This is a genomic window from Kineothrix alysoides, from assembly GCF_000732725.1.
Lineage (GTDB): Bacteria > Bacillota > Clostridia > Lachnospirales > Lachnospiraceae > Kineothrix > Kineothrix alysoides.
In genome coordinates, this window is the sequence record NZ_JPNB01000001.1 from 295,175 (window position 1) to 309,221 (window position 14,047).

16 protein-coding genes are annotated in these 14,047 nt (G+C 40.5%); 7 read left to right on the forward strand and 9 right to left on the reverse strand.

What is annotated here, in order from left to right; genetic code table 11:
* Nucleotides 1–23: 23 nt before the first annotated feature.
* The 9 genes from CC90_RS0101370 to CC90_RS24135 all read right to left on the reverse strand — a co-directional run bounded on the left by CC90_RS0101370 (nucleotide 24) and on the right by CC90_RS24135 (nucleotide 7,096).
* The gene (locus CC90_RS0101370) at nucleotides 24–704 is read right to left on the reverse strand and encodes a hypothetical protein (RefSeq protein WP_031389050.1); all 681 of its coding nucleotides are present in this window, start codon (nucleotides 702–704) and stop codon (nucleotides 24–26) included.
* A gap of 435 nt (nucleotides 705–1,139) precedes the next feature.
* Entirely contained in the window at nucleotides 1,140–1,430 is a 291-nt protein-coding gene (locus tag CC90_RS0101380; protein WP_031389051.1) for a hypothetical protein, read from the reverse strand.
* A gap of 140 nt (nucleotides 1,431–1,570) precedes the next feature.
* Nucleotides 1,571–2,473, reverse strand: a complete 903-nt coding sequence (locus tag CC90_RS0101385) for a DUF6551 family protein (RefSeq protein ID WP_031389052.1) — start codon at nucleotides 2,471–2,473, stop codon at nucleotides 1,571–1,573.
* Nucleotides 2,473–3,411, reverse strand: coding sequence for a ParB N-terminal domain-containing protein (locus CC90_RS0101390; protein ID WP_031389053.1), 939 nt, complete (start codon nucleotides 3,409–3,411; stop codon nucleotides 2,473–2,475). The genes CC90_RS0101385 and CC90_RS0101390 overlap by 1 nt, the downstream gene beginning before the upstream one ends.
* Nucleotides 3,404–3,808: a hypothetical protein gene (locus CC90_RS0101395; RefSeq protein ID WP_242843220.1), complete on the reverse strand. Its 405-nt coding sequence runs from the start codon at nucleotides 3,806–3,808 to the stop codon at nucleotides 3,404–3,406. The genes CC90_RS0101390 and CC90_RS0101395 overlap by 8 nt, the downstream gene beginning before the upstream one ends.
* On the reverse strand, nucleotides 3,768–4,487 hold the full coding sequence (locus tag CC90_RS0101400; protein WP_031389055.1) for a hypothetical protein: 720 nt from the start codon (nucleotides 4,485–4,487) through the stop codon (nucleotides 3,768–3,770). The genes CC90_RS0101395 and CC90_RS0101400 overlap by 41 nt, the downstream gene beginning before the upstream one ends.
* Complete coding sequence (locus CC90_RS0101405; protein ID WP_031389056.1) at nucleotides 4,480–6,372, reverse strand: recombinase family protein; 1,893 nt, start codon at nucleotides 6,370–6,372, stop codon at nucleotides 4,480–4,482. The genes CC90_RS0101400 and CC90_RS0101405 overlap by 8 nt, the downstream gene beginning before the upstream one ends.
* Nucleotides 6,373–6,496: 124 nt before the next feature.
* Nucleotides 6,497–6,877 carry a helix-turn-helix domain-containing protein gene (locus CC90_RS0101410; RefSeq protein ID WP_031389057.1) on the reverse strand — a complete coding sequence of 127 codons (381 nt, stop codon included), beginning with the start codon at nucleotides 6,875–6,877 and terminating at the stop codon, nucleotides 6,497–6,499.
* Nucleotides 6,878–6,919: 42 nt separating this feature from the next.
* Nucleotides 6,920–7,096, reverse strand: coding sequence for a hypothetical protein (locus CC90_RS24135; RefSeq protein ID WP_157837519.1), 177 nt, complete (start codon nucleotides 7,094–7,096; stop codon nucleotides 6,920–6,922).
* Nucleotides 7,097–7,208: 112 nt separating this feature from the next.
* Between CC90_RS24135 and CC90_RS0101420 the strand changes: the two genes are divergently transcribed.
* The 7 genes from CC90_RS0101420 to CC90_RS0101450 all read left to right on the forward strand — a co-directional run bounded on the left by CC90_RS0101420 (nucleotide 7,209) and on the right by CC90_RS0101450 (nucleotide 14,041).
* The gene (locus CC90_RS0101420) at nucleotides 7,209–7,445 is read left to right on the forward strand and encodes a helix-turn-helix domain-containing protein (RefSeq protein WP_031389058.1); all 237 of its coding nucleotides are present in this window, start codon (nucleotides 7,209–7,211) and stop codon (nucleotides 7,443–7,445) included.
* Between the two features lie 57 nt (nucleotides 7,446–7,502).
* A complete protein-coding gene (locus CC90_RS0101425; RefSeq protein ID WP_051869230.1) occupies nucleotides 7,503–9,419 on the forward strand; it encodes an ImmA/IrrE family metallo-endopeptidase in 1,917 nt (638 codons plus the stop codon).
* Between the two features lie 222 nt (nucleotides 9,420–9,641).
* Nucleotides 9,642–10,040, forward strand: a complete 399-nt coding sequence (locus tag CC90_RS0101430; RefSeq protein WP_031389060.1) for a DUF7768 domain-containing protein — start codon at nucleotides 9,642–9,644, stop codon at nucleotides 10,038–10,040.
* A gap of 11 nt (nucleotides 10,041–10,051) precedes the next feature.
* A complete protein-coding gene (locus CC90_RS0101435; protein WP_031389061.1) occupies nucleotides 10,052–10,348 on the forward strand; it encodes a hypothetical protein in 297 nt (98 codons plus the stop codon).
* Nucleotides 10,349–11,473 (forward strand): DUF2800 domain-containing protein, encoded by a 1,125-nt coding sequence (locus tag CC90_RS0101440; RefSeq protein ID WP_031389062.1) that lies wholly within the window; start codon nucleotides 10,349–10,351, stop codon nucleotides 11,471–11,473.
* A 16-nt stretch (nucleotides 11,474–11,489) separates the two neighbouring features.
* Nucleotides 11,490–12,041 carry a DUF2815 family protein gene (locus CC90_RS0101445; protein WP_031389063.1) on the forward strand — a complete coding sequence of 184 codons (552 nt, stop codon included), beginning with the start codon at nucleotides 11,490–11,492 and terminating at the stop codon, nucleotides 12,039–12,041.
* 59 nt (nucleotides 12,042–12,100) lie between these two features.
* Nucleotides 12,101–14,041 (forward strand): DNA polymerase, encoded by a 1,941-nt coding sequence (locus CC90_RS0101450; RefSeq protein ID WP_031389064.1) that lies wholly within the window; start codon nucleotides 12,101–12,103, stop codon nucleotides 14,039–14,041.
* The last annotated feature ends 6 nt before the right edge of the window (nucleotides 14,042–14,047 follow it).

Genomic DNA, 14,047 nt, shown 5'->3' on the forward strand with positions numbered 1-14,047 from the left:
GTTGTAAATGGTCCCACTTCCTTTTAGAGATTTTCGATTTTTAATAGAATATTATCAGTTTTGACTACCTTTTTTAAATCTTTAGAGAAATTAGCTATATCACGTAGAAAAGGTTTGTCATAAATGTTTTTCACATTAGTTACTGGATGTCCTTTTCCTGTTTTGCTCGAAAGCGCATCATATATATCATGAGGAATATAGATTGCCACAAACCCACGATGCTTATATTGACTTACACGGCTTGGATTCCATTCAGCAATGTCTTTAAACAGACCAAATCCAACAACTGGGGCAGCCATCTGTCCTGTACCACTTACAATTAATCTTTCCTTTGCATAATAGCTCTTTACCGATATGTACAAATTAAACGGTAAACCTGTAACAGCAAAATCTCCAAGCCACTTCCAGTTTTTTGGAAGCTGAGAGTAACGAGTTTCATCACAAACTGCTTTAATACCAATCTCGCAAATTTTTTCTGTTAGTGATCCAATTAAACTAACATCTTCCTTTAATCCAGCTGATGCAATTTCATCAGTAATGGAGTTACGAGCATTTAAAATATCATAAAGATGTTCATATTGCACTGAAGGTGGCGTGCTATCTTGTCCACTTCGAAGAAGCATTTCTTTAAATATTAAATCAGTTTGAGTAATTGATTTGTCGGTTTTGTTTTGAACACTCCTTAGTCTGTCTATAAATGGCATTTTTCATCCTCCGCAAATATATTCATATTATTATATCACGGAAAAAGAGATTTGAATATAGTGCTTAGAAAAGTAAATATTATTCCGAAATATTACAGCGAAAGAGGGAGTATCTGATTGACAAAACCTTATGTTCGGTTCATTTTTGAGGATGATGAAGAGAAAGCCAAACAGCAATTAACTGAAGAAATAAAGCAAGTTTTTAATAATATAAAAATTAAGCCGCCTTTGAGAACCATAGACATCAGCTAACTAATACGGTTGTTGTCGGAAATAATTTGTCGAATCTATTCTTTTGCTATTTTAATAATAAAAGAACTCCTTTTGGATTAGAATTGGTCTATCATAATTCTTTCTAAAAGGAGTTTTTTCTTTTAAGGCATGTACTTTTTAGTTCTTAATTGTGAGCTTGGCCCAGACTTTCGTAGCCGTCAATCACTCCAAATTGCCTAGTTGCATGAGCAGAGAAAAGCAGCACTGCATTGCCATACGAAACATTACCATAGAATAGGCAGCATTCTGAGTGTGAATGCTAGCAACCCACTTCTTAATAATATCTCTTTCTTCTTCTGATAAGGCGAGATTTTCAAATTGTATACAAAGCTCGGCTTCTGCTTTTGTGGCTTCCAGATAATCCTCATCATGCTTCAAATTTTGATACACATTATTATAATCACGTTCTTCAATATGGGTGTAGAGTAGGTGGAAGAAATCAGAATTCATCATTGATTCGCACCTCCTTTCTGACACCACATGTTACTGCAAAAATCAGAAATTATCCAGTCATAGAATCCACTAAAAAGCATAGCTGAATATATGGCATAGTAAACAAAATAGTATTTAGGGTAGCCTTCAATAAGACTGTGCTATTCGGAGGGGGAAAGGCTTTGAAAGATATCTATTTGCCCCTCCACATTTTCTTCCGGTTCAGAATCCAAAACACCTTCATCCAAGGTACCTTCCTGATTGAAAGTTCTTTTAGGAGCTTTATGTTTATAGAGGGTTTCCCATTTCAGGGGATAGTGCGATTTCTTATTATAAAAGATGAGTATTGCTTCAGCATAGCCTAGAGATCCAGCCCTGCGCTCTTTGGCAGTACGGCTGATTTCTTTGACGGACACACGCCCGAGTTTTTCCTTAAACACGCTATCTTTTATTGCGTCCCCATAAGCAAATATTAATCGTGCTACACCATTCATCATATTGGCACTAAGGGATTGCTGTGCCCCTTCCCATGTCCCAATACAAAGTCGTAGAACATGATCCAAGACGTGGAAGCCATATTTGTCATGAATGTTTTCCAGTGTTGAAACGGCACAAATGCCGTTGGGAGTAACGGTAGATGAAATGGTCATATCGTAGGATTCCACAAGGTCTTTTATAATCAGTTGTTTATCATTTTCGGCCTCTATATTTGCCATAAAAATTTCATATGGCAGCAGAGGTTTTACATATTTCATCTGATTGGCAAAGATATCTGCCTCATGGGAATATTCTAAATCGTCGTAAATCATGCACCACACGGGAGTCTCTCTTGAACCCGACACCAAAGAAATGATTTCTATAGTATGCTGACCGTTGAATACATAATTTACTCCGTCCCGACGGCTGACTTTTACGGGATTAATCTGATAAAGGTCAAAATGTGTAGCCGCCCGCTGTACATGATGCATTGAAAGATTTCTCTGATATTCCTGATTAGATACAAGGTTTTTTATTGGTATCTGTTCAAAGTGTACGTTAGGAACGTACTGTTGTAAATCGTCCATTACTTAGCCTCCTCAATTTGCTTTAATATAGATTTTATTGCTTCTTCTAAAATGAATAATTGTTTTGTTACTTTTGTTTTGGCAGAGGTAGAAATACTAGCAAAATCAGTAGTATCGCCAGAACGCTTTATGGAGCTTACCCAGGAAGGGATTGTCAGAGACAGGCTTGATATTTCTGCATCTGGGTCATATTTTGGAATTTTCTTTAAAGGAAGATTCACAGTCACTTTTATCCTTGGAACGGATACAGGTATTCGTTTCCATTGTAATTCGTGGCGGATTTCCGAATAGCCAATATGGTCCATTTTATTATTGGTAAAAATATCTCTAAGACACTTCAGATCTTCCTTTGGAAGTCTGGACAATTCCACGGTATTCTCATGAGAAACCTTGACTTTACCAGACAGAATCCTGGATGCAATGGCCGGTTCTCTTTGCTTTATGAAATCAACAGCAGATGCAAAGGCATCATATTTCATAACTGTTGCATGGGATATAGAAAAGTCTGAACCAATTATCCGGGCGGTTTCATGTTTATTGCATGCTATATTATTGCGAAAGACATAGGATGAATTCTGTGGCGAAGCATCTCGTTGGCGTATTTCTGATTCAGCTTGATATTTTTTCCCAATCAGATACTTCATCATTTCCATTACAAGGTCAGGACGTTTCAATTGCGTGGAGCAGATGTAGGAAATGGCATCCATTCGTTCTCTAAATTCCATCTGTTTTACATCAAAAGGGATATTCCATTTTTGACATACGCCATAACGTTTGTGACCGTCAATGATTAAACTATTCCATGTCAATAGGGGTTCATGACACCCATTATTAAAAATGTCCTCCTCTAGATTTGTATAATAGGCAGTATCACATGACTGAATAAGCTCCGAGAATTCGGTATCAATACGGAAGGTGAGTTGTTTTATATCAATCATTGGTGGGCACCTGTACAACTGCATTCAGTAATTCGTCAACTAAAACGCTATCCTTCATAGAAAATTGTGCAATTTTTGCAGTTTGGTTCAAAAATCCGTAGATTCGGTAGGAGCAGTCAGTCAGCCAATTGTTGTCAACACTTTTTAATGTCCGTATGAGGTTAGTACTGTAGAGTTCATAGCAGTTTCCTTCTGCAAGCTGATATTGTTTGATACGATGAGCAAGGTTATCTTCACGACAGCTTCTACGAATGGCTATCATTCGTGAAGAGGGGTTTACGAGTAACTGTATATATTCTGGGTCACCGAGCATATGTAATGTCATTTTATGAATGCGAATACGGTTCTTTTTTAAATCAATACAAAGGATTGGTTGTAAAGATGTCTGACTGTTCATGGGTTTTATTCTCCTCCTGTTCTTCGGGTGTTATTGGCTTTGGCTCTTTCCTTGGTTCTTGAATACCAAAGACGGTATATCCATCAAAGGTATTTATCTGCAGACTGCGTTGGTGCTCTTCCACAGGGATACCGAACTGGTTCTGCCATTCAGCAGGGTAGGTGGGCGTACGGGATGTTTTTAGTGGTTCTCCTTCTTTTGCTGTTTTCATGTATATTTCTGGAGTGGTTAAATCAAATATGAAGAGGAGTTCATCCCCGGATTGGATTAATTTGCCGAGCAGTTTATACTTGTAAGACGGATTCCAATTCATAAGAGATATTATTTTGGAAAAGAAAATACGGCAGGTTATTTGTTTAGGCCCACGTTTTTTACCATTGGTGATCCAACGGAAGGAATCCTTTTCATTTTCCGTACATGGCCGGATGCCAAGTTTCTTATCATCGGAATTAACCAATATCTGTACGAACTCAACATCTGGCAGCTTTCTGATACAGGCGGTATTGACGGATACCTTGTAGTTATGAAAGGCAAAGGATGGTTCAAACACGTGAGCAAAGAACTCGCCACGGACGACCTGATAACCTTCATAACTAAAGTCATTATCCTGTTGGATTTCCATATCTTTTGCAGAGGAAGGAGATATGGCAGTTTGTGAATTAATTTCTGATTCATTCATTGATAGTCTCCTTTATATCATTTATAATTTGGTGTATTTCCTGACCGACAATACTTATGTCAGTCACATTAATATCAGGACTTTTATACGGCTTACTTTCCATGGATGCCGACCATGTGGTATTCCCATAAAATTCAGCCAGTTCCTTTGCCTGTGCATGTGTGTAGAAATCCTTTCCAAATCCATTCATCCAGTTGGGTGGATAGGCCAGTATATTTTTCTTTACCCCTCTTGTGAACGGATTCATTCCGTTGTACAGAGAGCCATTAGAGTCTGTTTCTGAATTCCCGGTATTAAGCATATTATTGGGAATCAGAATCTCGGTCTCCTGAAGGTTAAAGATAAGTATGTTCTCGGATTCTTTTTGATGATGTACACCGATTACCCGATATTTGCATTCCTCCTTCCAATTCAAGAGTTCATACAATGTCGGAAGACAGGCAGCCCCCCTGATTGGAATGGGTACGATTGTATCATTATGAAGTCTACATGCCTGTACTCCGTTGCGGTTCTCTGTGCCACAGGAACGGACTGCAAACAATAACTTGTCCGGATGAATCAACATTTCTATACGCATATCTTTACCTATTTTACGAATGGCTTCCGTAGCTAAAATAAGAGTATCTCGTGAAAAGGTAACAGTGATTTTGTTCGAAGTATCAAAGAACTGTGCTCGAGCAATTTCATATCCCCTCAAGTCAAAATCTCCAGACTGTGCCTTGAATTCTACAGGAGCGGTCGGAAACTTTACGATCCCACCATCATATGCACTATACGAGGCATCCCTGTAATCATCCGGCTTAAAACCTGCCCATCGGGGATTGATGGAAACGAATCCTCTCAGCGGACCATTTGAAATCACATGGAGTTCCGGTAGAAATTTCTGATTGCCATACTTGGCATTATTAATCAGTCGCTGGACAGCAATGAAATCGTCGCGGGAAATGATGGATTCATGATGGTTTTTCATGAGATACTGATTTCTGTCCTGACGATTCTTCTTTGATTTATGATCCAGATAGTTAGGAGTCCATGTTTTTCTGGATAGGACATCGCCACAGTGTCGCTCATTCTGAAGAATCTGCAGTATGCTCCCGACTGCCCAGGAGGTATTTCCCTTTTTTGTCCGGCATCCAAGTTCTGTCAGGGTTTCTGCTATCTGCTTGCAGGTATAGCCATACAAATACATGAAGAAGATGAGCCGGACGACTTTTGCTTCTTCTTCATTGATGATGAGATTCCCATCTTCATCCTTGTCATAACCCAGAAGTGAAGGGGTAAGGAAGATACCTCGTTTAAAGCGCATTTCGATGGAAGCATTCATGATTTCACTTTTTGTATGGCTCTCTTCCTGTGCAAGTGTAGAAATAAATGATAGGCTCATCTCACTGTTGGGATTGAGGGTATATATGTTCTCTGTCTCAAAGAAAACACCGATTGGTGGCTGCATGGCAGCAAGCTGTCTGACATAGCCAATACAATCGAGAACATTACGGGCAAAACGAGACACGCTTTTCGTAACTACTAAATCAATCTTTCTAGCTCTGCAGTCATCAATCATTTTTATAAAAGCAGTCCGGTGCTGAAGGGAAGTGCCGGATATTCCTTCGTCTGCATAAATCCCGACTAAATTCCAATCCTCACGTTTGCTCACCATATCCATATAATGATTTTTTTGCAATTCATAGGAGGAAGTCTGCCTCGGGTCATCGGTGGATACTCTGGCATACACGGCTACCCGCTTTGCAGAAGTTGTATGATAAAAATCTTCTTTTGGTATGGCCGGTATCACGTCAAGGGCATCGGAATCCACGCCTTTATATCGTTCTCTGATTTTTGATTTTGGGTCTTTTGTATTTCCTAATTCTTTTTCATTTTCTATCATAATTTTCACCCTTTTCTGAAACATATGGGTTCATTATATTTTTTTCATAAACGAAAGAAAATAGACTACAGGGATATATGTAGACCTGTAGTCTATTTACAAGTGAATACAACTATGTTCTAATTTAATTTTTTTTGTGTCGATTTGGATTTTCATGAATTACGCAACCAATATTGCGCAGACTTATTTTGGTTGCGCTTATGATTTCAAAAATAAAGCGCCTTTCATATTTTGAGCAGTCTGCCATGAGCAAATCTATATCCGTCTGATACTCTGTTGGATTATAAAGCTGATTGCCATTAAGCAATTCATCGACAGTTACACCGAGAGAATCGGATATGCGTATGAGCGATTCCAGACTTGCTTGTTTGTAGGCAGTTTCGATATGGCTGATATAAGATATTGATAACTCCGTCATTTCCGCAAGCATTGCCTGTGTAATACGTTGTCCGCAGCGTATTTCCTTTATGCGTTTACCGATTAGTACAAAATTTACAGTCGTCATAATATTCACCTCCTTCCCGAATGATTGAAGGCGGGTGGAGATTTATCTCATTATGTATCGTCTGCCATACGGAATAGTTGTGATAATAAATTGCGTATGGTCTTGTAATATTACTTTGATTTCATTTTTACGATCGTTTGTTTCGATATCAGCTATGGGTAATACTTCTGTTTCATTCAAAATGTCAAAAAGTTTGTCTTTAAATTCATCATGTGTCATTATTTAATATCCTTTGTAAAAGTGGACTAATATCAGCCCCATTATATCATAAGTTTTTCGTAAACTAAATATAATTTAGGACTAATTTCAGTTCGGAATGGAAGGATATGTGATGGAGCAAAAAATCAAGCAGGATGACAAAATTCATATTGGAGAGAATGTCCGTGAGATTCGCCTACAAAGAGGCTATAAACAGACTGAAGTGGTGCGTCGAATGCAGTTAATTGGTGAAACCATGACTCGAGAAAGTTACGTTAAAATTGAACGGGGTATACAGCATATATCGGCATCTCAACTGAGGGCAATCAAAGAGGTCTTAAAAACAACATATGATGAACTGCTAAAGTAAAGGGGTATTTTGGCTGTTCGCAAGAAACACGCTTGATTAGGGGAAAGGGCGAGTGACATGAAAGAGTTTAGTTCGTTTGAGAAGTACGCAGGAGATTTACTTTACAATGAGATTTTCCAGAGATTGGATAGTTATATTTACGGCAACAAGGACAGACTGGATTTGGCCACATACGAGGTGCCTGCCCCAAGCTATGTTAAACTAGAGGATTTTGAAGTTATCAGTGCATGGTTTGATAATGCTCCGGGATACCAGTTGGTATTTGATCTTATCTGCTCCACAGAAGTGGAAGTAAGTGGACGTGGAAAATATGATTATGAGACAGATACGGCAACTCCCAGATTTGTGGTTTCGTGTATCGGAGTTTTGAAAGATGGATTACACGATGTCAGGATTACGAAGGTTGATACATATTGTGAAAAAAAGTTTGATTTACAAAAGAGACTTTCAAAGAATCTAGTCCCCTATGTCTTTGCTAAGAACCTGAATGAGATTGCTGAGGATTTTCTTGCAAGATATTGTCCGAAAGCATTACAAACACCAATGAAGCTTCCGCTTGATGAAATTATTAAGCATATGGGACTTAGGATGGTAGAAGCCAATATAACAAAAAACTGTGATATATTCGGACAAATCTATTTTTCGGATGCCGAAATCAATGTTTATGATAAAGAGAAAGATAAATATGTCCCAATGTCAATAAAAGCCGGGACAATTCTTGTTGACCCCGAAGTTTTCTTTATGAGAAATATCGGCTCTCTGAATAATACGATAATGCATGAGTGTGTGCATTGGGATAAACATAAAAAATATTTTGAACTGCAGAAACTGTTTCGGAACAAAGTAAGTTCAATCAGCTGTCATGTTGTGGAGGGAGTTCAACCGGAAGGAAAGCGTACCGATTTACAATGGATGGAATGGCAGGCCAATGCTCTGGCACCAAGAATACTAATGCCAGCTAAGATGACAAAAAAGAAAATTGAAGAGCTTCTTATACAGTATCACATGGAATACGGACGGTTAGGTGAGGCCGATATTATGGAAATGGTTATTATGGAGTTGTCGGATTTCTTTGGGGTATCCCTATTTGCCGCAAAACTCCGTGCCATAGACCTTGGATATGATCAGGCAGTTGGTGTGCTGAATTATTATGATTACAGATATCTTCCCAATTACTCATTTAAGCAGGGGGCATTGAAAAAAGCTCAGACATTTGTCATTAAGGTACAGGATGCCATATATGAAACTGCTTCAAATCCCGAATTTGCTGAAATGGTAGGGGATGGCACGTTTATTTATACAGGATGCATGTTCTGCATTAATCAGTCTAAATATATAGAGGAAGATGAAGATGGAAATGCCAGATTGACGGAGTATGCTAGAAACCATGTGGATGAATGTTGTATTAAATTTGATATAATAGAAAGAAAGAATAGCCGCTATGGAACGCAACATTACCGTGAGTGCTATTTATGTCGAGATATTATATCGGATTCTTTTACGGAAACTAAGTTTATAGATACTTCTGGAAATCAGGATGTAAAACAACGTGCCGAAGAATTAAAAAAACTGCGGGACATAACTGCAGAGATAAAAAGAATCCAAAAGGAGGTGCCACCTACTTTTGGAGCAGCGTTAATATATCACATGAGAAGAAGGGGCTATACTGTGGAGGCACTTTCTTCATCTTCCCTTATTGGACCAAAGACTATTCAAAACATGAGAAATCAAGATGATTATCCTTTTTCTCTTCCCGTAGTAGCAGCTTTGTGCATCGGAATGCATCTTCACCCCGTTTATAGTGAAGATTTACTTGGAAAGGCAGGAATCGGGTTGATAAAGTATAATGAAGAACATATCGTGTATAAGTATCTTTTGACTGAATACTATAAAGCTTCCATACACGAATGTAATGAGGTGTTGGCAGCGTATGATATGCCTGTCATGGGGACAGAGCGGTTAGTGGAAGCATAAATTAAAAATTTTTTCAAAGAACCGGAAACAAAACTTCCGGTTCTTTTTTTACGCAAAATGGGGTGTTATATGATTTGGCAAAAGTACCAGATCATTGAAACATCCCGTTTTTACGTTCAAGACCAGAAATTCTGCTTCCGGGAAATGAGTTTATTTCAGCAGTAGTATATAGCCATAAGTTAGCGCTGACTTAAATAAGACCCAGAAGAAAGGTTCAAAGATATGACTAAAAAAATTTATGTAATCAGTAAGTACCGTGGTAACACGGAAGAAAACATCCGAGTAGCAAAATTTGCAGGAGACATTATTATTGCCTGTGACAACATCCCGGTAATCCCACATCTGTATTTCCCCAATTTTTTGAATGACGATGTGCCGGAGGAAAGAGTCAAAGCCATTAATCTTGGTGTGGAACTCATGAAAGGGTGCGACCAGATATGGATTGTCGGAACGGAAATCTCAAATGGTATGGAATTTGAGATTGAAGCAACAAAGAAGTTAAGAATTCCGACCCGTCTGTATGATTTGAAGCTGGGACAGATTTATTACCGCAACTTATTGATTGATGATCGTGTGGATGACAGATACAGACAAATTGTCCGTGGTCTCAAATGTGAATAGGAGGAGAAGCCATGAAAAAGGAAGCATTAAGCAAAATTGCAGAAGGACACAAGCTGATTCAGGAAGGGTATCTCCTTCTGGCACAGGATAACAAGGGTATGACGTCTATTCCGAAAGCAGAGGAAGAACTGATGTCGGAAGGACCAGAGGTTACGGTCGAGGATGTCCGTGCTGTACTGGCGGTCAAAACCCGGGACGGCAAGACCCAGCAGGTCAAGGAACTCCTGAATCAAATGGGAGCGGACAAACTCTCCAGTGTTCCGAAGGACAAGCTGACAGAACTGAAGGCAAAGGCGGAGGTGCTATAGATGGGAGTTCATTCTCGTTTATCTCCCTCAGCGGCAAAGCAGATATTGAACTGCACTCCCTCGTTAACAACGGGGGAACGGTTCAAGGATGAGGAAAGCCCTTATGCAGCAGAAGGCAGTGCGGGGCATGCTCTAGCAGAGTATTTGGTAAAGCGATACTTGAAAATCCGTACCAGACGACCGACCTCCGATTATTACACGGAGGAACTGGTGGAGGCAGTGGAGGAGTATGTTGCTTATGTCATAGAGCAGATTGAAGAAGCAAAGAAAATGTGCAAATATCCAATTCTGACTGTGGAGCAAAGGGTAGACCTATCCATCTATGTGGAAGGATGCTTTGGAACAGCGGATATGGTCATTGTAACCGATACGAAAGTCCACATTATTGATCTGAAGCTGGGCAAGGGCGTGGAGGTATCTGCAGAGGGAAATTATCAGTTGATGATTTATGCTCTTGGGGTGGTGGCAACGGTAGAGATGCTCTTTGAGATTGAAACTGTGGAGTTGACGATTGTACAGCCCCGGTTATGTAATTTCAGTACGTGGGAAATGTCCGTAGCTGACCTGAAGCGGTGGGCAGAGGAAGAGTTCGTTCCAAAAGCAAAAATGGCACTCGCCGGAGAGGGAGAGTTTCATGCTGGGGACTGGTGCAGATTCTGTAAGGCACGATTCCAATGTAGGGAACGGGCGCAGGAGTACTTAAAAATAGCTCAAATGGAATTCAAAGACCCACCACTCCTTACAGATGAGGAAATGGCAGAGGTGCTACTTAAGACGGATGGTCTGAAAAAGTGGGTGGAGGAGGTTTACACCTATGCACAGAGCGAGGCTGCAAACAATCATAGGGAATGGCCGGGATTCAAACTGGTAGAAGGCAGGGCAAACCGTAAGTATACGGATGAAGAGAAAGTGGTAGAAGCCGCCAAATCAGCCGGATATACGGATGTTTTCAAACAGACACTCATCGGTATTACAGAGATGGAACGGCTGATGGGAAAGAAACAATTTAATGAAATTCTGGGAGGTTTGATATATAAGCCACAAGGCAAAGTTACCTTAGTCCCGGAATCTGATAAACGAGAACCTATAAACTTAGCAACGGCAAGTGATGACTTTGCCGAATGATTAGGAGGATTTAATTATGAGTACAACAAATAACAACGATGCAACAAAGGTAGTAATTCCATGCAGATTTTCTTATTTTAACGGTTGGGAGCCGCAGTCTATCAATGGGTCAGACCCTAAGTATTCCGTATCAGCAATCATTGATAAAAATGATACGGAGACCATTGCCAAGATTAAGGCAGCCATTGAAATTGCGAAAAAGGAGGCTCTTGCAAAATGGGGAGGTAAAATTCCTGCCAACTTGAAGCTTCCTCTTAGGGACGGAGACATTGACCGCCCAGAGAACCCAGAGTATGCCAACAGTTACTTCATCAACGCCAACAGTAAACAGGCACCTCAGATTGTGGATAAGCAGGTACAGCCAATTCTCGACCAGAGTGAAGTGTACAGCGGATGCTACGGTAGAATTTCCGTTACCTTCTATGGCTACAACAGTAACGGCAATCGTGGAATTGCAGCAGGATGGGGCAATTGTCAGTTCCTCAAAGCAGGAGAACCACTTGGTAGCAGAACAACCGCAGCAGCAGATTTTGATGCAGTTGATGGCGAAGATGATTTTCTCGGCTAATGAATAATATGAGAGGGCGGTTTTACAGCCGCCCTCTCATAAAACGGAAAGGATATATTATGGCAAAACAACTGGCAATAGATATAGAAACATATTCTGATGAAGACCTGATTTCAGGCGGAGTCTATCGGTATACGGATTCTGATAACTTTGAGATTCTGCTGTTTGCATATTCCATTGATGATGCCGAGGCACAGATTGTTGATCTTGCCTGTGGGGAAGTGATTCCACTTGTGATTGTAAAAATGCTGACTGATGATTCCGTGATAAAGACAGCTTTTAACGCTAATTTTGAACGTACTTGTTTATCAAAATATATGAGCATGAAGCTACAACCGGAAAGCTGGAGATGTACCGCAGTGCAGTCGGCAATGCTTGCCCTTCCTTTATCATTGGAGGCTGTCGGAACGGTCCTGGGACTGGATAAGCAGAAGATGTCTGAAGGAAAGGAACTGATTAAGTATTTCTGTTGTCCATGCAAAGCCACAAAAGTAAATGGCGGTCGGACAAGAAATCTCCCGGAGAATGCCCCGGACAAATGGGAGTTGTTTAAATCGTATTGTATAAGGGATGTGGACGTAGAAAGGCAGATACGAGCAAAACTGCAGAAATACCCTATATCTGATAGAGAGCAACAAATGTACTGTATGGATCAGAGGATAAATGACAGAGGAATTATGGTAGACAGAAATCTTGTGGAACATGCTATTACCTGTGACCTTCTGTATAAAGAAACGGCTACGAAAAGAGCCTATGAGCTTTCAGAACTGGATAATCCGAACAGTGTGTCTCAGTTAAAAGGATGGCTTCAATCGAGAGGTTTATCGGTGGATTCCCTTGCCAAGGATGCAGTCAGAGATTTGATAAAGGAGACGGACGGTGAGGTGGCAGAACTTCTTACGTTAAGGCTTCGGATGTCAAAGACATCGGTTAAGAAATATGAAGCCATAGACCGAGCGGTATGTCATGAAAACAGGGTACATGGATTGTTGCAGTTTTACGGAGCAAACAGGACCGGCAGATGGGCAGGACGCTTGGTTCAGATACACAACCTACCCCAGAATCATATCGAGGACTTGGAACTTGCGAGGTCTCTTGTGGAAACAGGACGATACGGAGATGTGGAACTTTTCTACGAAAGTACCCCAGAGGTATTGTCGGAGTTAATCAGGACAGCATTTATTGCAAAGCCGGGATGCAGATTTATCATATCGGATTTTAGTGCGATAGAAGCGAGGGTTCTTTCCTGGATGGCAGGAGAGTCATGGCGTATGGAGGTATTCACTACTCATGGGAAGATTTATGAGGCCTCCGCCTCTGCCATGTTCCATGTTCCGATTGAAGAGATTACAAAAACTTCTCCGCTAAGAGCCAAAGGAAAGATTGCAGAACTGGCACTCGGATATGGGGGTTCGGTAGGAGCGCTCACGGCAATGGGAGCGTTGGAGATGGGATTAAGCGAAGAGGAGTTGCAACCGCTAGTAAATGTTTGGAGAAGTGCCAATCCAAACATTGTTAAATTCTGGTGGCAAGTAGATGAGGCTGCAGTTACAGCAGTTAAGGAAAAGACAATAAAAAGAGTGGGAATGCTTACCTTTGAATATCAGGGCGGTATCCTGTTCGTTACACTTCCGTCAGGAAGAAAGCTGTCATACATCAAGCCTCGGATAGGAATTAATAAGTTCGGCAGAGAAGGGCTTACCTATGAGGGAATTGGGGAATCCAAGAAGTGGATGCGGATTGAAACGTATGGACCTAAGTTAGTAGAAAATGTAATTCAGGCCACAAGCAGGGATATCCTTGCGGAGGCAATGCTGAGGCTTGAAACCGCAGGATTTGACATTGTCTGCCATGTGCATGATGAGGTAGTACTGGAAGTGCCGGAGGGAACAGCATCGGTAGAAGAAATAAATGAAATTATGGCGGTTAATCTGGCATGGACTAAAGGACTGCCTCTAAAGGCGGACGGATTTGAAAGTCTATTTTATAAGAAAGAGTAGGGATGC